At 33.7% G+C, this 21,078-nt stretch carries 17 protein-coding genes and 1 tRNA gene; 9 read left to right on the plus strand and 9 right to left on the minus strand.

The window, feature by feature from the left end; genetic code table 11:
• Positions 1–52 precede the first annotated feature (52 nt).
• From HM986_RS05785 to HM986_RS05805, 5 genes are all read right to left on the minus strand, one after another.
• Positions 53–445: a VOC family protein gene (locus HM986_RS05785; protein WP_179334097.1), complete on the minus strand. Its 393-nt coding sequence runs from the start codon at positions 443–445 to the stop codon at positions 53–55.
• A 72-nt stretch (positions 446–517) separates the two neighbouring features.
• Complete coding sequence (locus HM986_RS05790) at positions 518–1,315, minus strand: metal ABC transporter ATP-binding protein (RefSeq protein WP_246288454.1); 798 nt, start codon at positions 1,313–1,315, stop codon at positions 518–520.
• Positions 1,316–1,362: 47 nt separating this feature from the next.
• Positions 1,363–2,274, minus strand: coding sequence for a metal ABC transporter solute-binding protein, Zn/Mn family (locus HM986_RS05795; RefSeq protein WP_179334098.1), 912 nt, complete (start codon positions 2,272–2,274; stop codon positions 1,363–1,365).
• Positions 2,275–2,502: 228 nt separating this feature from the next.
• Entirely contained in the window at positions 2,503–2,946 is a 444-nt protein-coding gene (locus tag HM986_RS05800) for a tetratricopeptide repeat protein (protein ID WP_179334099.1), read from the minus strand.
• A 183-nt stretch (positions 2,947–3,129) separates the two neighbouring features.
• Positions 3,130–5,382, minus strand: a complete 2,253-nt coding sequence (locus HM986_RS05805) for a TonB-dependent receptor (protein ID WP_179334100.1) — start codon at positions 5,380–5,382, stop codon at positions 3,130–3,132.
• A 99-nt stretch (positions 5,383–5,481) separates the two neighbouring features.
• On the opposite strand from HM986_RS05805, the gene HM986_RS05810 reads away from it, so the two are divergent.
• Together HM986_RS05810 and HM986_RS05815 are read left to right on the plus strand one after the other, a co-directional pair.
• Positions 5,482–6,138, plus strand: a complete 657-nt coding sequence (locus tag HM986_RS05810) for a metal-dependent transcriptional regulator (RefSeq protein WP_179334101.1) — start codon at positions 5,482–5,484, stop codon at positions 6,136–6,138.
• A gap of 120 nt (positions 6,139–6,258) precedes the next feature.
• Entirely contained in the window at positions 6,259–7,068 is an 810-nt protein-coding gene (locus HM986_RS05815) for a DUF6503 family protein (protein WP_179334102.1), read from the plus strand.
• Positions 7,069–7,302: 234 nt separating this feature from the next.
• Here the strand turns inward: HM986_RS05815 and HM986_RS05820 are convergent, their stop codons facing one another.
• The 4 genes from HM986_RS05820 to HM986_RS05835 all read right to left on the minus strand — a co-directional run bounded on the left by HM986_RS05820 (position 7,303) and on the right by HM986_RS05835 (position 10,598).
• Complete coding sequence (locus HM986_RS05820; RefSeq protein WP_178986280.1) at positions 7,303–7,443, minus strand: FeoB-associated Cys-rich membrane protein; 141 nt, start codon at positions 7,441–7,443, stop codon at positions 7,303–7,305.
• A gap of 53 nt (positions 7,444–7,496) precedes the next feature.
• Complete coding sequence (gene feoB / locus HM986_RS05825) at positions 7,497–9,599, minus strand: ferrous iron transport protein B (RefSeq protein ID WP_179334103.1); 2,103 nt, start codon at positions 9,597–9,599, stop codon at positions 7,497–7,499.
• On the minus strand, positions 9,592–9,825 hold the full coding sequence (locus HM986_RS05830) for a FeoA family protein (protein ID WP_179334408.1): 234 nt from the start codon (positions 9,823–9,825) through the stop codon (positions 9,592–9,594). The genes feoB and HM986_RS05830 overlap by 8 nt, the downstream gene beginning before the upstream one ends.
• Positions 9,826–9,917: 92 nt before the next feature.
• The gene (locus HM986_RS05835) at positions 9,918–10,598 is read right to left on the minus strand and encodes an SCO family protein (RefSeq protein ID WP_179334104.1); all 681 of its coding nucleotides are present in this window, start codon (positions 10,596–10,598) and stop codon (positions 9,918–9,920) included.
• 84 nt (positions 10,599–10,682) lie between these two features.
• On the opposite strand from HM986_RS05835, the gene HM986_RS05840 reads away from it, so the two are divergent.
• The 7 genes from HM986_RS05840 to HM986_RS05870 all read left to right on the plus strand — a co-directional run bounded on the left by HM986_RS05840 (position 10,683) and on the right by HM986_RS05870 (position 21,078).
• Positions 10,683–12,623 (plus strand): M1 family aminopeptidase, encoded by a 1,941-nt coding sequence (locus HM986_RS05840; RefSeq protein ID WP_179334105.1) that lies wholly within the window; start codon positions 10,683–10,685, stop codon positions 12,621–12,623.
• Between the two features lie 95 nt (positions 12,624–12,718).
• Positions 12,719–14,062, plus strand: a complete 1,344-nt coding sequence (gene rseP, locus HM986_RS05845; protein ID WP_179334106.1) for an RIP metalloprotease RseP — start codon at positions 12,719–12,721, stop codon at positions 14,060–14,062.
• A 232-nt stretch (positions 14,063–14,294) separates the two neighbouring features.
• Positions 14,295–14,368, plus strand: a tRNA-Asn gene (locus tag HM986_RS05850).
• Positions 14,369–14,861: 493 nt separating this feature from the next.
• Entirely contained in the window at positions 14,862–15,836 is a 975-nt protein-coding gene (locus HM986_RS05855; protein ID WP_179334107.1) for a FecR family protein, read from the plus strand.
• Complete coding sequence (locus HM986_RS05860; protein WP_179334108.1) at positions 15,826–16,407, plus strand: RNA polymerase sigma factor; 582 nt, start codon at positions 15,826–15,828, stop codon at positions 16,405–16,407. Before HM986_RS05855 ends, HM986_RS05860 begins: the two co-directional genes overlap by 11 nt.
• Positions 16,408–16,497: 90 nt before the next feature.
• The gene (locus HM986_RS05865) at positions 16,498–19,656 is read left to right on the plus strand and encodes a SusC/RagA family TonB-linked outer membrane protein (protein ID WP_179334109.1); all 3,159 of its coding nucleotides are present in this window, start codon (positions 16,498–16,500) and stop codon (positions 19,654–19,656) included.
• Positions 19,657–19,668: 12 nt separating this feature from the next.
• Positions 19,669–21,078 carry a tetratricopeptide repeat protein gene (locus tag HM986_RS05870; protein WP_179334110.1) on the plus strand — a complete coding sequence of 470 codons (1,410 nt, stop codon included), beginning with the start codon at positions 19,669–19,671 and terminating at the stop codon, positions 21,076–21,078.

The following is a 21,078-nucleotide window of genomic DNA, read 5'->3' on the forward strand; positions in this document are numbered from 1 at the left end:
TTTAGTTTGTAGACCTCAAAGGTTTCTATAACTAGTGAGGTCTGTATATGTTTTAATTTTTAATTGGTGTACAAATTTCTATAAGAAATCCATTAATATCTCTTAAATATCCAACTTTTTGCCCCCAAGGTTTTTCAATTATAGGTTCATATTCTATTGCTCCAGCTTTTATTGCTTCATTAAAACCATTTTCAATGTTTTCAGTTGTAAAAGCCATTTCAACTCCATTAGGCTTTTCATTTATAGAAAGTTGTTTAAAACCTTTTTTAAAGTTTGAATTCCCTAAAGAATTAGATGCAAAAGCGATTGTGGTTTCTCCGGAAATTAGCTCGCCATAATCATGCTCTGGTGTGATGAATTTTTTTTGAAACCCGAAAGCACTTTCATAGAATGAAATTGTCTTTTCAACATCTTCGACGTATAAAATAGTGTATGTGTATTTCATATTTTTCTTGCTTTCTTATTTCTCATTAGAGTAAGCACTGCCAACTGCTAACTGAATACTGCCAACTATTTCCTACTCCTGTATACTCACTTTATAATTAATACCATAAGTCTTTGTGAGATTATCATCATTGAAGATATCTTTCACTGGTCCTGTGGCAATTTTTTTCACGTTTAAAAATGTTACCCAATCAAAATATTCGGGTACGGTTTGTAAATCGTGATGGACTACAATTACGGTTTTACCGGCTTTTCGTAGTTCTTTTAATATGTTTATAATTGCTATTTCCGTTGTCGCATCGACTCCTTGAAACGGTTCATCCATAAAATAGATAGATGCATTTTGAACTAAGGCTCTGGCCAAGAAAATACGTTGTTGTTGGCCACCTGAAAGTTGACTAATTTGTCGACCCTTAAACGCTAGCATACCTACTTTTTCTAAAGCTTCTAGTGACGCTTTTTTCTCTTTTTGTCCAGGACGTTTAATCCAACCCAAACTGCCATAGGTTCCCATCATTACAACATCTAAGGCTGTGGTAGGGAAATCCCAATCTACGCTACCTTTTTGTGGAACGTATGCGACGAGTTGTCTTTGTTTTTCGTAAGGTTTATCATAAATAGAAACACTACCAGCAATAGGTTTTAAGATGCCTAGAATAGATTTTATAAGTGTCGATTTTCCTGCTCCATTGGGTCCAACAATAGCCATTAAAACGCCTTCCGGAATTTCTAAATCGATATCCCAAAGTACAGGCTTGTAGTTGTAGGCAACGGTAAGGTCGTCAACTTTTACGGCTATGACTCTTGCGGAAGTAGGAGTCTTGTCGCTAGGACTACTATCATTTATATTTTCGTTTGACTCGTTTTTCATTTTAGAATTGAACTAAGTTTCATGAGATTTCTGCTTTCGCAGGAATTTTATTTCAAAGCATTCACTATAGTATTCACATTATACTCAAACATACCAATATAAGTACCTTCTACGGTTCCTGCACTTCCTAAAGCATCAGAGTACAACGTGCCACCAATTTTTACATCGTGGCCTTTAGATTTTACCGAGGCTTGTAACGCTTCAATAGTTCTTTTTGGAACAGAACTTTCTACAAATATGGCTTTGATCTGTTTTTCGATAATAAATGTAGCCAATTTTTGAACATCTTGTACACCTGCTTCAGTGGCTGTAGATATGCCTTGTAAACCAACGACTTCAAAACCATAAGCTTTTCCGAAATAATTAAAGGCATCATGGGCTGTAACGAGTACTCTTTTTTCTTTTGGAAGCGTTTCAATTGTTTGTTTTACTTTATTTTGAAGCGTTTCTAATTTAGCAAGGTACGCTGATTTATTGGCTTCAAACTTTTCGGCATTTTCAGGATTCTTTTCTGATAGAATAGTGGCTGCTTTTTCTGCAAATTGTTTGAAATAATTAATATCGAACCATACGTGTGGGTCAAAATTGGATGCAAAATATTCAGAACCAATAAGTGTTTTTTTATCTAAAGCGTCTGCTAAAGCTATTGGAGTTTTTGTGTTGCTTCCCATTTTTTCAAAAACTTCAACCAATTTTCCTTCTAGATGTAGGCCGTTGTAAAAAATAATATCTGCATTAACGAGTTTATTAACATCTCCTTCGCTTGCTTTATAAAGGTGTGGATCTACACCACTTCCCATTAAACCTTGAACATTTACCATATCGCCACCAATATTCTGTACTAAATCGGTGATCATAGTTGTTGTGGTTGCGATATTTAGTTTTCCGTTATCTTGAGATTCATCTTTGCAAGCTATGAAAGTGAGTGTGATAGCTAATAGGAAAATTATTTTTTTCATATATCTAAATATTTATTACGAAGGTACTAAAAAGTGAAATACTTCAGATTAACTTTAGTGTCAATTTGTGAAAAGTAAAACTTTAAGAAATGTCGTGAGTTTATTAATTGTGATTTAATAATTGGATGACCATGGGGTGTCTCATTATTTTAATTAACGCAGGAAGCCTTATTGATAGGACTTATCCCAATAGTGATTTGCACAATTTACGTGGTTATGAGTAGTATTCTATGATGTAATATGAGATTTAAGAGTTTTGTATAGATGTTTTTGCTTATCTTCAGAATGTCCTTGTTGTTCTGTGAAATTTAAATAAGCCAAAGCAGCACGTCGTAATTCGGATTGTAATATGGTTTTGTCAGTGTTTTTTGAATTTTTAAAATGTAAAATAAAAAGGATTTTTCGTTTTAGCATATTTTCAGCTTCTAATAAATTCCCTAGCGCTTCATATGTGTTTATAAGATTGGTACAAGAAATAAGATATATTTGAGAAAAAGGGATCTTTAAGTCTTTACAGTTTGATGGATAATTATTTAATACTTCGGATCTGTATAAGGCATTTTTATAGCCTATTATGGCTTTTTTGAATTGATTTTCTTCAAATAGTTTATTGGAGGTCCTGGTTTTTGTTTTCCAATAGTTTTCAATATGGTTTAAGCAAATATCGCTCATGACTTATTTTATTATAAATAGATAGGCAACTATACCGCTTTTTAACACTAAAAATCGGTATTGCCTAGCTGTTAAATATGAAAAAAAATAGTAACTTTTATGATGGTTACTAAGCCATTAATAGTCCTACTTTTAAAAAGAACTATCTATAGGTTTATTAGGTATTCTTAACCTTCTCTATAATTACTTTAAATTATATCTTAAACCAAAGAACAGTCGTATACCTTGATTAGGCCCATAAACATAAGCTGGGTCAAAAGTTAGTGCATAAGGATTGTCTGCTGTAGCAATAACATCTCCATTCCCATCAAATTGTACGTTTTCATCAAAAGGGTCATCTGCCCTCGCGATTATAAAGGGATTTCCTTTGTTGGGTGTCCAGTTGAGTAAGTTTTTTACTCCACCATAGATCTCTAAGTTATTGAAACCATCATAGGTCGCTTGTATATTTTGAACACTCCAGGTTGGCGAATATTCTTCTCTTGGATCTAAGTCGCCAAGTAAAGGCAAGCGCATTGGACCATAAAGATTACCCGTATAATCGAAAGTAAGGTTAGTGGCATAATTTTTATAAGATAATGACCAAACACCAGAGTATTCCTCTGTTAATATTTGTTTGGTGCGTTCACCATTTTCAGTTTGAGCAACATCTTGAAAAGTAGCTCCAACTGAAGCACTAATACCACTTCCAAAAACCGCATCTATATTAAAACTTAAACCTTTAGATTCTGAGTAGCCATCAAGATTGTCGTAGATAATTTGATTAGGGTTGGTATCGTAATCTGGTATGATGGCATTGGTAAAGTAGGTGTACCAAACTGAGGTATCAAAGGTGAAATACATGCCATCGTTGAGGTAGAGTTTTTTGAGGTAGTTTAAATTAACGTTGTAAGATTCTTCGGGTTGTAACTCGGATTTAATTATAACATCTCGTGCTCCTGTAAGTGCAGCATGTTCTTCAGTAAATAAGTTGACGACTCTAAACCCTGTACCAGCATTCAATCTAATAATATCAGTGTCGGTTGGTTTGTATCTGTAGGCTAATCGTGGTGTCAAAATGCTTCCGTGCCTGCTATCATAATCGTAACGTAAACCTAAAAGTAAACTTTGTTTTTTAGTAAAGTCAATTTCATCTTGTATAAAAAGTGAAGGTATTGTGACTTCGTCTGCAGTTATGGTTGCTGTAGTATTATCGTTGTAATAATTGTAGCGTAGTGCTGTACCTAATAGTAAATCGTGTTTATTAATGGTCTTATCCCAAATTAATTGTCCAAATCCAATGCGTTGTTGTGCTAAATACGGTGTATTTCCATACACTGAGTTTTGATCGTGGTCAGAATATGAAAACTGTAGATTTACTTTTTCAGTCATTGGTAATTGGTAGTCTCCTAAAATTTCGAAGCGTGAGGTGTAAATGCTCTCTCCATAAATTTCATCACCTCCTCTATAGCTCGAATTCCATTGCATTTCTCCGCCCCATCGGTCTTCATAAAAATAACGACCAGCTAAAGACAGCTTACGATTGTTAGTCCGCTTAAAATCCCATTTTTGAAATATAGATATGCGGTCTTGAAGCGTAACATCCGTAAAATTATCATTGTTGTTATCAATAGGATTGTCGTATTTAAAATAATTAGTACCAACCAATACATTGGCTTTTTCTCCAACTTTAGCCTTAAAACCTACGTCTAAGTTTGTTTCTCCCCAACCTGTTACAAAAGCATCAGCGAAAAAACGAGGTGAATTTTCTGGTAATTTTGTAATAACATTTATAAGTCCACCAACAGCTTCACTTCCGTATAATGAGGATGCAGGTCCTTTTACAACTTCAATTTGTTCGATAAGCGAATTAGGAATGCCAGAAAGTCCATAAACAGTAGATAGGCCACTAACAATTGGCATACCATCGATTAAAACCAAAGTATAAGGTCCTTCTAGTCCGTTAATATGAATGTCTCCAGTATTACAAACACTACAATTTAATTGTGGTCTTACTCCATTGACATTCTGTAGTGCTTCAAAAATGTTTGGAGTTGGGTTTTTCTTTAAAAATGTTGGAGTATAAACTTCAACAGGCACAGGGCTTTCTAGCCTTGATACGGCTTTTAAAGTTCCCGTAATTATAACTTCATCTAGACTTTCATTATAGTTTAAATTAAAATTTAGGCTAACATCGGCATTTGTGATTTCAACTTTCTTTTTTTGCGTGGTGTAGCCAGCAAAAGAAGCAGCGATAGAATAGGTTCCTGGCTCTAAGTTTTTGATGGTATAAACGCCATTTTCGTTTGTTGTTGATCCTTTGGTCGTTGTTTCTACATAGATGTTTGCATAGGGCAACACTTCACCTTCTGCAGTTACGACACCGTTTATTTTATAAGTGTTTTGTGCGTTTAAAATTGAAAAGGAAGCGAGGGTAAAAAGTATTATTAGTCTCATCTTTGTTATTTTTTAAGTAAATATAAATATATTTTTAGATTAGTCTAAAAATATTTTAAGAAGTTTATCTTTTCTATATTTGTTATTCATAAACTAATCATGATTACATTAACAGAAGAAAACTACATTAAAGCCATTTACCATCTAGGTAATAACGGTATCAACTCGGTTAATACTAATGCTATTGCAGAGGCTATGAACACCAAAGCCTCTTCTGTTACGGATATGGTTAAAAAATTATCTGAAAAGAATTATGCTGATTATAAAAAATACCAAGGTGTTACGTTAACGGATGATGGTAGGCGTGTTGCGGTTAATATTATTCGGAAACATCGCCTTTGGGAAGTGTTTTTAGTTGAAAAATTAAATTTTTCTTGGGATGAGGTGCATGAAGTTGCAGAACATTTAGAGCATATTAAATCGGATAAGCTTATTGACGAACTCGATGCGTTTTTAGAATTCCCTACATACGATCCTCATGGCGATCCAATTCCTGATAAGGAAGGGAACTTTAAACATATTGAAAAAATTGTTTTAGCTAAAGCCGAGGTCGGATCAACTTACAAATGTGTTGGAGTTGATGATACGTCTTCTCATTTTTTGAAATATTTAGACAGCAATAATATTGGTCTTGGAACCATAATTACCATAAAGCACAAAGAGCCTTTTGATAATTCTATAAAAATAGCTTTAGAAAATTCTGAAATTGTAGTGTCTCAAAGTGTGGCTAAAAATCTCTACTTAAAGAAGGTTTAGGCGCCTTTTTTATTAGTAATTCGGCTTAAAAGCTAAAATTATCTTAAAATAGCGAGGTGGAGTAGTTGGTAAACCACTTACGCTTTAAGTTTGAAAAAATTATTATAAAACTCTATATCAATGTCTCATATATTTAAGTCCAGTATCGTTTGTCTTTTGCTTTTAACATTTACTACAAGCTGTAAAAATGAAAAGAAAGAACCAGTTGAAGTCAAAACTTCAGCGCCTATAAAAGAAAATAAGATTCTAACTCCTGTTGAAACCATTGAGAAGGCTTATAATAAAGAAGGGCTTTTATCTAATGAGGCTATTGAATTGGACATGGTTATTAGTTTTGGTGGTAAAGAACGCCTCAGTGGTAGAATGACTTATTTAACAAATTCTACAAAAGGAAAACTAGCTTTAAATGATGGTTCGTTAATGTATTTTGATGGAGTTAAAGTGTTTCATTCTACAGATCTTAAAAATGAAAAAGCAGCTAGATTTGATGCTTATACTTGGATGTATTTCTTGTTGTTTCAAACTAAATTAAGTGATGAAGGCACAATTTGGTCTGATGTAGAGGCTTTAGAGCTTAATGAGAAAACTTATAATGCACAAACGCTAACCTTCGAAGCAAATACTGGTGATGCACCAGATGATTGGTATGTTGTTTATAGTGATCCTGAAACACATATGATGGATTATGTCGCTTATATTGTTACAGTTAATAAATCTACAGAGGCAGCAGAAGCTGATCCGCATGCTATTGGATATTCTAATTATAAAATGATAGATGGTGTGCCAATTGCACATAATTGGGAGTTTTATGAATGGTCTAAAGATGGTGGTCTAGGAAAGGTGATTGGTAATGCAACGCTTAATAACGTGAAGTTTGTAACTCCAGATGCAAATACATTTTCTATTCCTGTGGATTTTATAGAAAAATAATAGGCGTAATGCTCTATTAATTTCTTCGTTGTATAAAGGCTTTTAGTGTAAACAAAAGAATAATTTCTACACTGGCATAGAAAATACCGTGAACTATAGTGAGGTTAAATGCGATGACAAAAGCTATTGCAGATATAAAAAGAAATAGACATACAATTATACCGCTAAAAAAGTCTTTTAGAAATGTTGTTTTATTCGATTTATAATCGAAAACAAAGGCGATTAAAATAACGATTAATGACATCCACAGCCGTCATCACCTCCACAAGATTTTGCTGATTTTATTTTAGGTGGCCAAATATATTTTCGTACGAGATAAAGTATGGCCAAACCTACCGCAGAAAAAGCCAATATGTTTTGAATTATAGTATTCATAAATACAGTATTAAAGACCTACGTGGTTTAAAAAAACCTACTTGCTAGGTCTATTATTTTAAGACTTGATAAGCAACTAATGCTACAATATAAGCAAAAGCACTCATAATTACTAACTGATACATTGGCCATTTCCAAGAGTTGGTCTCTTTTTTCACAATAGCAAGTGTACTCATACATTGCATGGCAAAGGCATAAAATAGAAGCAATGAAATACCTGAAGCAAAATTAAATAAAGGGCCTCCAAGTATTGGATTTACTTCTCCTGCCATTCTGTTTTTGATGGTTTCTTCTTCGTCGCTTCCTACACTGTAAATGGTGGCTAATGTTCCTACGAATACTTCACGCGCAGCGAAAGAACTTACAATAGCAATACCAATTTTCCAATCATAACCTAACGGTCTAATGGCTGGTTCAATAGTATGACCTGCAATACCAATAAATGAATGTTCTAATTTATGAGATTCTATTTTTTGGCTTAATTCGTCTTCAGATAAATTTTCTGAAGCGAATTGTTCTGTAACGATGCTTTCGGCCTTATTAAAATTATCACCAGGACCATAAGATGCCAAAAACCAAAGTACAATAGAAATGGCAAGGATGATTTTACCTGCTCCAAAGACAAAAGCTTTAGTCTTTTCTAAAACGGTTAAAACAACATTTTTAAACAAAGGCAGTTTATAATTAGGCATTTCTACTACAAAGAAACTTTTGTTATTAAATTTTAGTATCTTATTTAGAATCCACGCTGACCCTACGGCGGCTCCAAAACCAATAAGGTATAAGAGCATTAAAGTTAATGCTTGGTAGCTTATAAACCCGAAAAAACGACCTTCAGGAATCACCAATGCGATAATAATAAGATAGACTGGTAATCTTGCCGAACAGGTGGTAAAAGGTGTAACTAATATGGTGATTAAGCGTTCTTTCCAACTTTCAATATTACGCGTTGCCATAATCGCCGGAATCGCACAAGCTGTACCAGAAATTAATGGTACGACACTTTTTCCGCTAAGCCCAAAGCGACGCATAATTCTGTCCATTAAAAACACCACACGACTCATATAGCCGCTTTCTTCCAGTATTGAAATAAAAAGAAATAAGAAGGCAATTTGTGGAATAAAAATGACAACGCCACCAAGTCCTGAAATAATACCTTCAGCTAAAAGGTTTGTAAATGCTCCTTCTGGCAGTGTATTTTTTACCCACTCGCTTAGCGACGCAAACGAACTGTCTATAAAATCCATTGGAATACTCGACCAATCGTAAATCGCTTGAAAAATTAAAAGTAGAATGGCACCAAAAATCAGGTAACCCCATACCTTGTGCGTTAGTATTCTATCTAATTTTATACGTAAATCTTTTGCCGTTTTAAGGTCAATAGTTTGGCCTTTTTTTAGCGTTTCGTTTATAAATTGGTAACGCTTTATAGTTTCCTTTTGTTGCAGGCGTTTTAAGTCTGTTTTAGATTTTGTTTTAAAGTCTTCAACGGCTTCAAATGTTTTTCTATCTGTTTTTCCGAAGTTGACATCTTGGGTAATTACTAGCCAAAGTTTGTATAATAACTGATTCGGAAATGCTTTTCTTAAATTGTCAAAATAAGCTTCATCAATAGAAGAAGCGTTTAAACAAGATTCTGTAGAAAGTTCTTTATAATGTGTTATAAGTTCCTTAAGCTCTTGAATACCTTTATTTTTACGGGTACTGATTAAAGCTATTTTGGTGTTTAATTCTTGTTCTAAATAATCAATGTCTAATGAAATGCCTTTATAGGCCATTCTATCAGACATGTTAATAACTAAAATGGTAGGGATTTGTAAATCTTTAATTTGTGTAAATAGTAAAAGATTTCGTTTTAAATTTTCAACATCACTAACTACAATAGCTAAATCTGGATAATCTTTGTCCGTTTTATTAAGTAGCAATTCAATAACTACATTTTCATCTAAAGACGATGCATTTAAGCTGTACGTTCCTGGTAAGTCAATGATATGTGCTTTTACACCTCTCGGCAGTTTGCAAATACCTTCTTTTTTTTCAACAGTAATACCAGGATAATTACCGACTTTTTGGTTTAATCCAGTTAAGGCATTAAAAACGGATGTTTTTCCAGTATTGGGGTTTCCAATTAACGCAACATTGATTTGCTTACTCATGCGCAGTTTCAATTATAATATGACTAGCAGTTTCTTTTCTAATGGCTAAATGAGAACCATTAATGTTAAGATACATTGGATCTGCAAATGGCGCCACTTGTACAAGCTCTACGGTATTACCTGGCAAACAACCCATTTCGAGAAGTTTTAAAGGAATATGAATAGAAGACACATCAATGATAATGCCTTGTTGTCCGCGTTTTAGATCTGCTAATGTCAACCTTATTCTTATTTAGATTAATTTTAAAGAAGCAAAAGTACTAGAAATTTGTTAGCTTAAAAAGCTCGTCAATAAATATTTAAATGCTTTATGATTATTTAAGAGCCACCAAAATATTTTAAGGTCTCAATATCCTGTAGTAATTGATCAATATCCTCGGGATTTGTACCATCATAAAACCCTCTAATTTGACGCTTTTTATCAATCAACATAAAATTTTCTGTATGTATCATATCAAATTGGTCGCCATTACCATCGGTTTTTACGGCTAAGTAACTTTTTCTAGCGAGCTCGTAAATTTGTTTTTTATCTCCGGTAACTAAATTCCATTTTCGATCGATAACACCTTTTTCTATAGCATATCTTTTAAGTTGTGCTACGCTATCTATTTTCGGAGTAACAGAATGTGATAGCAGCATAATATTATCATTATTAATAATTTCTTGCTGCACGCGTTCCATGTTTTTTGTCATTATCGGGCAAATGGTCTGACATGTGGTAAAAAAAAAGTCTGCTATATAAATTTTATCCTTGTAAGCTTCTTGTGTTATCGTCTCTCCATTCTGATTCGTTAAACTAAAATCAGCGATTTTATGATACTTTAGTTGATGTTGAATGGTACTGTCTACTAACTCTTCGCTTACCATTCCAGGTTGATAAATAGGAAGTGGATGTTTAACATTTAGTATATTATATATTATTGCAATGATAATAATACAAAGTACTGAGAAAAAGATTCCGAAGTTTTTATATCCTTTAAAAAATGAAAGAAATGACATTAAGTGTGTATTAAAGACAGTTGAAATGCAAAAATACGACTGAATCTCAAGAAAAGCTTTATTTTTAACATTAAAACGAGTGCTATGAAACGATTTTTAGGATGCCTAATCTTGGTATTGGCTATGCAAATAAATGCCCAAGATTATAATGAAACATTGAATGCTATTCGCTCTGCTGAAACCAACACAGCATTACGTCAAATGATGAATGCACAAAACGCTAATACAGGAAATTACGATGTTAAATACCATCGGTTAGAATTAAATATAGATCCTTCTGTAGCAGCAATTTATGGTGATGTCACTACCTATTTCGAAGCCAAAGAAGCAATGACAGAAATCACTTTTGATTTGTCAGATAATATGACGGTTTCTCAAGTGTTGCAACGCGGTAATAGTTTAAGTTATATTCAGAATTCGGATGATGAATTGGTCATTACTTTACCTGCCACTCAAGCGCAAGGAGTTTTAGATTCATTAACGATAAGTTACGCTGGTAACCCTGTGAGTTCTGGTTTTGGTTCTTTTGAGCAGACCACTCATGGTGCCGACAATGATCCTGTTATTTGGACGCTTTCTGAACCTTATGGAGCTAAAGGTTGGTGGCCGTGCAAACAAGATTTAATAGATAAAATTGAGAATATAGATGTTTATATTACGACACCAGTATTAAATCCGTTAAACAAAACTTATGTGGCCGTTTCTAATGGTTTAGAGCAAAGCCAAGTGGTTGTAGGTTCTGAGAAGACGACTCATTTTAAACATGGTCATCCCATTCCTGCTTATTTAATTGCCGTAGCTGTTACTAATTATGAAGTGTATTCGCATGTTGTACCAAACAATGGCAATCCTTTTGATATTATAAATTATGTCTATCCTGAGGATGTCGCTTACGCTCAGGCTAACACAGGGATTACCGTTGATATTATGAATCTTTTTACAGATTTATTTGAAGAATATCCTTTTGCAGATGAGAAATATGGTCATGCACAATTTGGATGGGGAGGAGGCATGGAGCATACCACAGTTTCCTTTATGGGATCTTTTAACAGAGGACTTATTGCACACGAGTTGGCACACCAATGGTTTGGTAATAAAATAACCTGTGGCAGCTGGAAAGATATTTGGTTAAACGAAGGCTTTGCAACATATTTATCTGGCTTGGTGATTGAAGATTTAGACGGAGAGGCTAATTTTAAATCGTGGAGGCAGCAAACCACGGCTAGTATTACATCCCAGTCTAATGGGGCTGTATATCTCACGGATCAAGATACCACAAGCGTCAATAGAATTTTTAGTAGCCGCTTAACTTATAATAAGGGGGCTATGGTATTGCACATGTTAAGACGTAAATTAGGAGATACTGACTTCTATCAGGGATTACAGAATTATTTAGATACACCAAGCTTGGCCTACGATTATGCTAAAACGCAAGATTTTATTGATATTATGGAATCGACTACAGGACAAAACCTAGGTGAGTTTTTTAATGACTGGATTTATAATCAAGGCTATCCAAGCTATTCAGTGAACTGGAGCCAAGATGAAAATCAATTGCAACTTATGATGTCGCAAACTCAGAGTGATCCTTCGGTTTCTTTTTTTGAAGCAGGAGTGCCTATTAAGGTTTTAGGAACTTTAGGAGAATCATTGGATCTTGTTCTAGACAATACCATTAATAATGAGCAATTTATGGAAACGGTTAATTTTACAGTACTAGAGGTATTAATTGATCCGGATTATCATTTAATTTCAAAAAATAACATGTCAAGTTTAAGCACGTCTGATTTCGATTTAAAGAATCAAATAATCCTTTACCCTAATCCGGCATCATCTGTAATTCATATTGTAAAACCAGAACATATAACGATTGAGACTATTAAAATTTACAACAGTTTAGGCCAATTAGTATTACAGCAGAATTGGACGCCTCAGGTAGATCTAAACACGTTGGCATCAGGCCTGTTATTTGTGCAAATTCAGACAACGGATGGGGTGATTAATAAAAGAGTTATAAAAATATAGTTAAGGTGTTGTTTTAACGTATTGCTAAGATTTTTTTAAATATACGTTTGATTTAAATACCTTACTTTTGCACATCGAAATTTGAAAAATATTACATGGAATTTATTATAAAAATATCTCAATTTTTACTTAGTTTATCTTTGCTTATTGTGTTACATGAGCTTGGTCATTTTATACCAGCAAAACTTTTTAAAACTAAAGTTGAAAAGTTTTATCTCTTTTTTGATGTGAAATTTTCACTCTTTAAAAAGAAAATTGGTGATACCGAATATGGTATTGGTTGGTTGCCACTTGGAGGCTATGTGAAAATCGCAGGCATGATAGACGAGAGCATGGATAAGGAGCAGATGGCATTGCCACCACAACCATGGGAGTTTCGTTCTAAGCCCGCATGGCAACGTTTAATTATTATGCTTGGTGGTGTAACCGTAAACTTTATTTTGGCTTACTTTATTTACGTGGTTATTTCGTTTACATATGGTGATACGGATGTTACTACCGATAGTATGAAAGATGGTTTCTGGATAGAAAACAATTTGCTTTTAGATGTTGGTTTTAAAAACGGAGATAAAATATTAGCCATTAATGACGAAAAAGTTGACACCTATTATGACGTTAGAAAAAACTTAGTAAATGGTGAAAAATATTCTATAGTTAGAGATGGTGAAAATAAAGAGATTGTACTTCCAAAAGATTTCTTGGGTCAGTTATCTTCTGCAGAGCGAAAGAATGGGACCTTTAAATTAAGAATTCCTTTTATGGTTGGTAGTGTGCCAGATTCATCATTAAATAAAGGAGCTAACATAGAAAAGGGTGACGTATTATTATCGGTTAATGGAAAAGATCTACGTTACTTTGATGAGGTAGAGTCAAGAATGTTAGCCTATAAAAACCAATCTGTAGAGGCAACATTTTTAAGAGGGGAAGAAAAAATAAATACAAGCTTACAAGTTAATGCTGAAGGTAAAGTTGGAATTTTCCCGGCATCACATAATTCAAGGTTTGCAGAATTAGGCTATTTTAATATCATACATAAAGATTATACCTTTTTAGAAAGTTTTGGAGGAGGAGTCGATAAGTTTAAGGAACAGGTTTCTGGTTATTTTGATCAATTAGGAAAGATTTTTACACCGAGTACAGGTGCTTATAAAGGTGTTGGTGGCTTTAAAGCGATTTTCGATGTTTTCCCTGATCAATGGATTTGGCAAGATTTCTGGGGTTTAACCGCATTTTTATCCATAATGTTAGCGATACTTAACTTATTACCAATTCCAGCATTAGATGGTGGACATGTGGTGTTTTTACTGTATGAAATGATTTCTGGACGTAAGCCAAGCGAAAAGTTTTTAGAACGTGCACAAGTTATTGGATTCTTTATTTTAATTGCTTTAGTGCTGTTTGCCAACGGTAATGATATCTTCAAAGCCATCACGAATTAATTTTAAAAAAAAAAAATAAAAAAAAATATTATTTCGTTTTGTAATAATGAAAATACTGTCTATATTTGCATCCGCTAACGCGAAAAGATACATACTTTAGTTCTACTAAGAATAACCAAATAGTTAGAACGATTGACAGTTAATTTAGCCTCGAAAGCTTTTCGAGATTAATTAAAGTCTAAGAAAAGAGAAGTTTAGTGCCTTCTAAAACACACTAAAAAAGGAATTTTATTCCTCTTTAGCTCAGTTGGTTAGAGCATCTGACTGTTAATCAGAGGGTCCTTAGTTCGAGCCTAAGAAGAGGAGCAAACAAAGCCATTACGAAAGTAGTGGCTTTTTTGTGTTTTATACTTTCCTTGCTATTGTTGGTCTTACAGCATAATGTAGGATCAAGACTAAAAGTGGATCAAGGATCAAGACTAAAAGTTGTGTGTGAATTATCTATACTTTTCGGATTTTTGCAAAAAAAAGATTGTGGACCATTATCTGAAGTTTCTTAAACTTAGTCTTCCAGAATTTTTAATCAACAATTAATCTTAATCCATTAAGATTTAAGACAACGTGTTTTTGAGATCGTTTTCATTTAATCAGCCCTGTCTAATCCAATCTTTTAAACTTTCCTTTTGTCTTTCGTTTTAAAGGCCCCCTTAATACGACACTTTAAACCTATTAATATAGCGCAACAAGCCTTCTAACAGTACAATTAACATTTACTTAATAATTCCTTGTCAATCTCTTGATGTCAATCACTGAGGGTATTTTCTAATTTTCTACTCATAGTAGTAAAAGGGAATACTCCATGATGGAAATGACTAAAAATGAGAAAAAATGCGTTCGATATTTAACGCAGGAATTGTCTACAGCAGCTAAAGCGATATTCGAAATAGAGCTGACTCTAGATCATGAATTAAAAGCAACCTTTAATAACTACAAACTTATTTGGGATAACTATCCTGAAAGCTTAAAAGCTTATGAAGCGCAAAAAGACTTACAATTAGAATCCCAAGATATTTATAGAACTCAGCGTTCAAAACGAAATGTTATATATCGGGTTGCATATAGTTTGGCGGCTTGTGTTATACTATTTATAACCTACGGTTATTTTTCGCATTCCGATGAATTAAGCTATAAAAACCAAGTCACTACAAGTAAGGGGCAACGACAAGCCGTATATCTTCCCGATAGCAGTTTGGTGATTTTAAATGCGTCTAGCGAAATCCAATACAACTCAGATTTTAATACTAAGCGTCGCGTTTATATCAAAGGTGAGGCGTATTTTGATGTCACTCATAATAAAGAAATTCCGTTTGTTGTACATACAGAGGATTTAAACATTACCGTTTTAGGAACCGCTTTTAACGTTAATACCGTCTTAGATAATAAGTCGGTATCCTTAGAAAGAGGTAAGGTCAATGTCCTTATTAAGACCTCTAAAAACAGTCTTAATTTATTACCAGAGGAAGAGCTAATTTATAACACCAAAACTTCGGATGTTACTAAAAGAAACTTCAATGTTACTAAGACTTTAGCGTGGAAAGATAACATGTTAATTCTCGATAATTTAATATTCAAAGACGCCTTATATAAAATAAATAATTTTTACGGAGTAAGCTTCAAGATTACTGATGAAGAAATTAATCAAAAAATGATAACAGGTGCTTTTAAAGAACAAGACCTCGAGGAGTTTATTCACTCCATAGAATTCATTGCAGATGTTGAAATAAAGAAGGTAAATCATAACGAATATCTAATAATTCAAAATCATGAAGATTAAAAGCATTCGTCATTCAGTCATCACAAGCGAAGACCTTTTTCTATTTGAACAAATTCAAGAAGGTAATACCAAGGCACTCGATGTGTTTTTTAAAAAATATTATGACAAACTTTGCAGATTTGGTGTTTTGTTTGAGTCTAACATTCATATCATAGAGGAAAAAGTAGACGATGTTTTTATTCAATTATGGTCTAATCGAGACCAACTTAATAAAATTAAAAATCCAAAATCATATATCTATGCGATACTAAAAAACGATCTCCTAAGAATTAAGAACAATTATCAGACAAGTCCACTACAAAACGACGACCAGTTAAATAGCAATAGCCTGTATCCTAGTATAGAGGACGAAATCATTGCTAACGAACAAAAAGAAATTGATAAAAATGTCATTAAAAATGTTTTAGAATCCATACCAAAACGTACACGTCAAATTTTTGAAATGAGCAGAATTGACGGCTTTAAATACAAAGAAATATCAGAACTATTAGGCATAAGCCCTAAAACTGTAGAGAATCATATTGGGTTAGCCCTCAGGCATATCAGCTCTAATATAAGTAAGCTAAAGTAGAACGATACACTATTGAGCAATGTTAGCCTATGCTTTTAATCCCTTAAGATTATATCAACCACAACTAAACAACAAAAAAATCACAACTTTATGAAACACCAAAAATTCATATTAAGTACTGTCATCATCCTGGCAAGTTTATTAAATGTTTACGGAAGTACACATCCAACACGAAACACTGACCGTTATTATATTAATACTAACACTATTAATTTACAGTTAAAAGAAGCATCTTTAATTCAGGTGTTTAATTTAATTGAAAAACAAACGGATTTAAAATTCATTTATATTTCTAACGCACTTTACCAAAACACAAAAGTTGATTTAAATGTCAATAATCAACCTTTAGAAACGGTATTAAAGACGTTAAAGCAAAAATCGCCAATCGACTTTAAAATTACTGATAATGGCATTTTAGTTAAGCCGATAACCCAAACGGTTTCTAAAGTTAATCAAGAGAATATCACTATTAAAGGTGTGGTGTATGATGAAACAAATACACCTGTACTTGGAGCTAATATTTACGCTACAGCCTATAATATTGGTGCTGTAACGGATTATGACGGCCAGTTTACAATTACCGTTCCTGCAGATACGAAGATGTTAAAAATCACTTACATCGGATACGAAGACGTCGATTTCCCTTTAGATGGTCAATTAGAAATTACGGTGAATTTAAAACCTCATTTTGCTGCACTTAATGAAGTTGTTATTACAGGACAAGGTGCAAGTGTACAACGAAAACGGTTATCTAGTAACGTTGAAGTTCTTAAGTCCGAAGATTTAGCAGGTTTGCCATCGCAACGTATAGACCAGTTGATTGCAACCAAATTACCAAATACACAGATTAATTTTACCGGAGGCCAGTCCGGAGCAACAACATTAATTAGATCTCGAGGTATTAACTCGGCTTTCCTAAGTTCAACACCAGTATTTTATATAGATGGTGTGCGTATGGATAATTTAAACACCACAAGTGCCTTAGGTGGAGGTAGTGCACAAGGTGCAGCTATGAGTTCTATTGCCGATATTCCAATGGATAATATAGAACGTATAGAATACATTAATGGTGGAGCCGCAACAACATTGTATGGCTCAGATGCAGCAAACGGAGTGATTCAGATTTTTACTAAAAAAGGAAGCTCGAGAGGTACGCAAATTAGCGCTTCAACTCAAATGGGAATTGTAGCACCGACTACAGATTTCCTGCATTTTGATCGCACTAAAGATTTACTATTTAGAAGTGGAACTTACCAAAAATATAATTTAAGTATTAGCGGAGGAAACTCTGAAGGTTTTGGCTATAGTTTTTCCGGAAATTTCCTAGAGAATACTGGAGCACAGATAGCTGATAATAATGCCAATAGAAAAGTAGATTTCAGTACAGGCTTTAAAGCTAAATTAGGCGAAAAAGTAACATATAACAGTTCTTTCATTTATGTGAATAATAAGTATAACAGAAACCGAAATGGTAACCAAGGAGGGTATACAGGTTTATGGTTTGCAGAAAGTGGTGCTTCGGTATTAAAAGGGTTTAACAATAGATTAGACGATCTTAGTGCTGCCGAGTTTAGTGAAATTAATGATTTTGTAAAAACGGCAGAAGAATTACAAGACAACGAAATCTCAATTAATAGATTTACAACGTCTCAAAGTTTTTCTTATAAACCTGTAAATAATTTTGAAGCTAAATTTGTTGGAGGTATCGATTATAGGGTTCAGAACGACAAGGCGATTCAAACTAATGAATATCTAACACATACAACTCAAACTAATGTTACAGACGAAGGAAGTATAAATAATATAGATCGTAAGTACTTTGGTATTACTCTAGAGTTAAGTGCACAACATAAATTTGAAACAGGTCAATTTTCATTTATCTCTACCGTCGGAGGTCAGTTGTTTAGAAACTCAGATCATCAAATTCAATACACAGGTACTAATATTAGAGATGGAGCCGAAACTATTAGCGATGCCGCTATAAAGACAAGTGAAGAATATTTAGCAGAAGTACTCAACTATGGTTTCTATTTTCAAGAAAATATTGGCTTTAAAGATAAGTTGTTCTTTGACTTAGGTATTAGAGGAGATCGTAACCCATCTTTTGGGGATAATATTGGGACGCAATACTATCCTAAAGCAGGTGTTTCATATCTATTAAGCTCAGAACCTTGGTTGGAAAATTCAACAGCTATAAATTCTTTAAGATTACGAGGTAACTTCGGTGTGGCTGGTAATTTACCTCCTGCTTTTGTAAATGAAAGAACCATAGATTTTGATGGTTTTTTAGGAGAACAAGCTGCCTTTTTTGGTCAGTCAGGAAATCCGGATTTAAAGCCTGAAAAGACAAAAACTTTTGAAGTTGGTGTAGACGCTGCATTATTTAATAATAGAGTGAATCTTTCTGTAGGCTACTATAATGCAAATACGAAAGATGCTTTATTCTACGTACCACCAACACCATCTAGTGGGTATGCCAATAGTCAATTATACAATATTGGTGAAATAGAGAATAAGGGTTGGGAAATAAATGCTAGCTTTATTCCTATTAAAACCGAAAATGTAACCTTGTCACTTAATGTATCTATAAACACTTTAGATAACTTAGTGGTAGACTCAGGAGGTGTCGCTCCATTTAATATTAATGGATTTAGTGCTAGAACCATTCAAACTGTAGTAGAGGAAGGGTATCCAATTGGATATATTAGAGGAAACTATGGAACCTTTGATGAGAATGGAGTTTTAGAGTCCACAACAGCTCAATCGTATTTAGGAACTACGATTCCAGATTTGTTTGGAAACTTAGGAATGAACTTCTCATATAAAAACTTCAGTTTATTTGCAAATGGTAATTATCAAAAAGGAGCCTACGCGAATAGTTTTGACCAACAGTTTAGATTTCTCTATGGAGCTTCAGATGATATAGTTCCTGCTGCCGAAGTTGAAGCTAATGGGACATCAAATTGGTTAAACTTCACAAATTTATTTACAGAAAAAACAGATTTTATAAAAATAAGAACTATAGGTATCAGCTATAATTTAGTACCTAAAAATAACAGTACTATTAAATCAGTATTAATTGGATTTAATGTTAATAACCCGCTTAGTTTTACAGCATCTTCATTCGATCCGGAAGCAACCATTAGTGGTTCGGCAACTGGCCAAGGTGGTGCGTCTACTGGTGGAATATCTTATGCTACGTACTCTGCGCCTAGAGAATTTTTAACCTCATTAAAGATAAATTTCTAAAAACAAAAAATCATGAAAAAAACTTATATATATTTAGCGGTTTTGCTTCTGACATTTACGTCTTGTGTCGATAATCCTAATGTTACTGAAGACGATTTCCTAGAAAACAACAATTCAGCTACGAGTTGGATAATGGGTATTAAAAGGCAACTTGCCTTAACTATGAACGATATCGTCATCAATTCTGAAATGGTTTCTGATAATTATTTCAACAATTATACGCTTTACAATAAAGTATACGATATTCCGCAAATTGATTACACCGACATCGATGGAAACAGTATGCAAGTAGAAATTGGAGCTTTAAGAGAGATGGCAGAGTATGCTTTAGAAACAGTACTTCCAAACGATCCAGACGCTACAACTCAAGAATGGTCTTACGCTCATTTTGCAAAAGCTTATGCCTTAATTTTATCTGGTGAAAATTTCACAGGTCTTCCAATGAACAGTAACGGTGAAGCTTATACGACAACCGAATTATTAGAAGCTAGCTTAGACCATTTAGATCTTGCTATTGACAATGAAAGTGATTCTGAAACCATTTTAGTTTACCAATTATTAAAGTCTAGAGTGTACCGTGGTTTAGGAGATGTAGATAATGCGAAATCCTCTGCTTTAGCGGCGATTAGTAATAATAGCTTATTATTTACTGTAGAATTTGATGGAACCAATGGTGTTCCTAATGAAATTCAAAATGCCACTTTTACAGCTAGCGAAAATAGATTTGCGCCATTGCCAAGGTTAGATTTTTTAGACCCTAAATACTTTGATATAGGAACGGCTTCAGAGGATCAAAAACCATTGTCTTTAGCTAAAGTAGAAGAAGCCTATTTAATTTTAGCGGAAGTGTATACGGCTGAAAATAATTTGGAAATGGCTAAATCTACATTAACTAATTTAATAGATAATGTTTTAGCATCTAGACCAATTATGTATTTAGACGATAGTGAAGAATTGAGAAATGGTACGAATAGACAAGATTATCCAACAACAGCTGTTGACGTAAGTTTTGAAAGTGGTCAAGAATCTAATTCAGGGTATATCTTAGACAGACAAGCAGGTTTAATACCTGTATATACCGTTTCTGGTACAAGTATTACAATTCAAGATATTGATGCAACAGCAAGTGCAGACGATTTATTATATCTTATTTACTTAATGCGTCAAGAAATTTTTATTAGTGAAGGTAGGCGTTCTAACGATTTAGGAATTAAGTTTCCTGTGTCTCAAACCGAGCAGTTAAACAATTCTAATATTTCAGATGAATTTATTTTACCTGTGATTCCTAATTTTATTCCTATGAATCTTGGTCTAGATGATTTTACGGTAGATGAAACCACAGGGAATGTGACTATCTTATATGATATGAATCGCGTATTAGTAGCGAATAAAGCGTCAAATCATGTATTACCTTTTAATTAA

Source organism: Winogradskyella costae (assembly GCF_013403865.1).
Taxonomy (GTDB): Bacteria; Bacteroidota; Bacteroidia; order Flavobacteriales; family Flavobacteriaceae; genus Winogradskyella; species Winogradskyella costae.

Bases quoted from the DNA above. Each gene is read 5' to 3' on its own strand.
- HM986_RS05785 (WP_179334097.1), bottom strand. From the start codon at position 445: ATGAAATACACATACACTATTTTATACGTCGAAGATGTTGAAAAGACA.
- HM986_RS05790 (WP_246288454.1), bottom strand. From the start codon at position 1,315: ATGAAAAACGAGTCAAACGAAAATATAAATGATAGTAGTCCTAGCGAC.
- HM986_RS05795 (WP_179334098.1), bottom strand. From the start codon at position 2,274: ATGAAAAAAATAATTTTCCTATTAGCTATCACACTCACTTTCATAGCT.
- HM986_RS05800 (WP_179334099.1), bottom strand. From the start codon at position 2,946: ATGAGCGATATTTGCTTAAACCATATTGAAAACTATTGGAAAACAAAA.
- HM986_RS05805 (WP_179334100.1), bottom strand. From the start codon at position 5,382: ATGAGACTAATAATACTTTTTACCCTCGCTTCCTTTTCAATTTTAAAC.
- HM986_RS05810 (WP_179334101.1), top strand. From the start codon at position 5,482: ATGATTACATTAACAGAAGAAAACTACATTAAAGCCATTTACCATCTA.
- HM986_RS05815 (WP_179334102.1), top strand. From the start codon at position 6,259: ATGTCTCATATATTTAAGTCCAGTATCGTTTGTCTTTTGCTTTTAACA.
- HM986_RS05820 (WP_178986280.1), bottom strand. From the start codon at position 7,443: ATGAATACTATAATTCAAAACATATTGGCTTTTTCTGCGGTAGGTTTG.
- feoB (WP_179334103.1), bottom strand. From the start codon at position 9,599: ATGAGTAAGCAAATCAATGTTGCGTTAATTGGAAACCCCAATACTGGA.
- HM986_RS05835 (WP_179334104.1), bottom strand. From the start codon at position 10,598: ATGTCATTTCTTTCATTTTTTAAAGGATATAAAAACTTCGGAATCTTT.
- HM986_RS05840 (WP_179334105.1), top strand. From the start codon at position 10,683: ATGAAACGATTTTTAGGATGCCTAATCTTGGTATTGGCTATGCAAATA.
- rseP (WP_179334106.1), top strand. From the start codon at position 12,719: ATGGAATTTATTATAAAAATATCTCAATTTTTACTTAGTTTATCTTTG.
- HM986_RS05855 (WP_179334107.1), top strand. From the start codon at position 14,862: ATGATGGAAATGACTAAAAATGAGAAAAAATGCGTTCGATATTTAACG.
- HM986_RS05860 (WP_179334108.1), top strand. From the start codon at position 15,826: ATGAAGATTAAAAGCATTCGTCATTCAGTCATCACAAGCGAAGACCTT.
- HM986_RS05865 (WP_179334109.1), top strand. From the start codon at position 16,498: ATGAAACACCAAAAATTCATATTAAGTACTGTCATCATCCTGGCAAGT.
- HM986_RS05870 (WP_179334110.1), top strand. From the start codon at position 19,669: ATGAAAAAAACTTATATATATTTAGCGGTTTTGCTTCTGACATTTACG.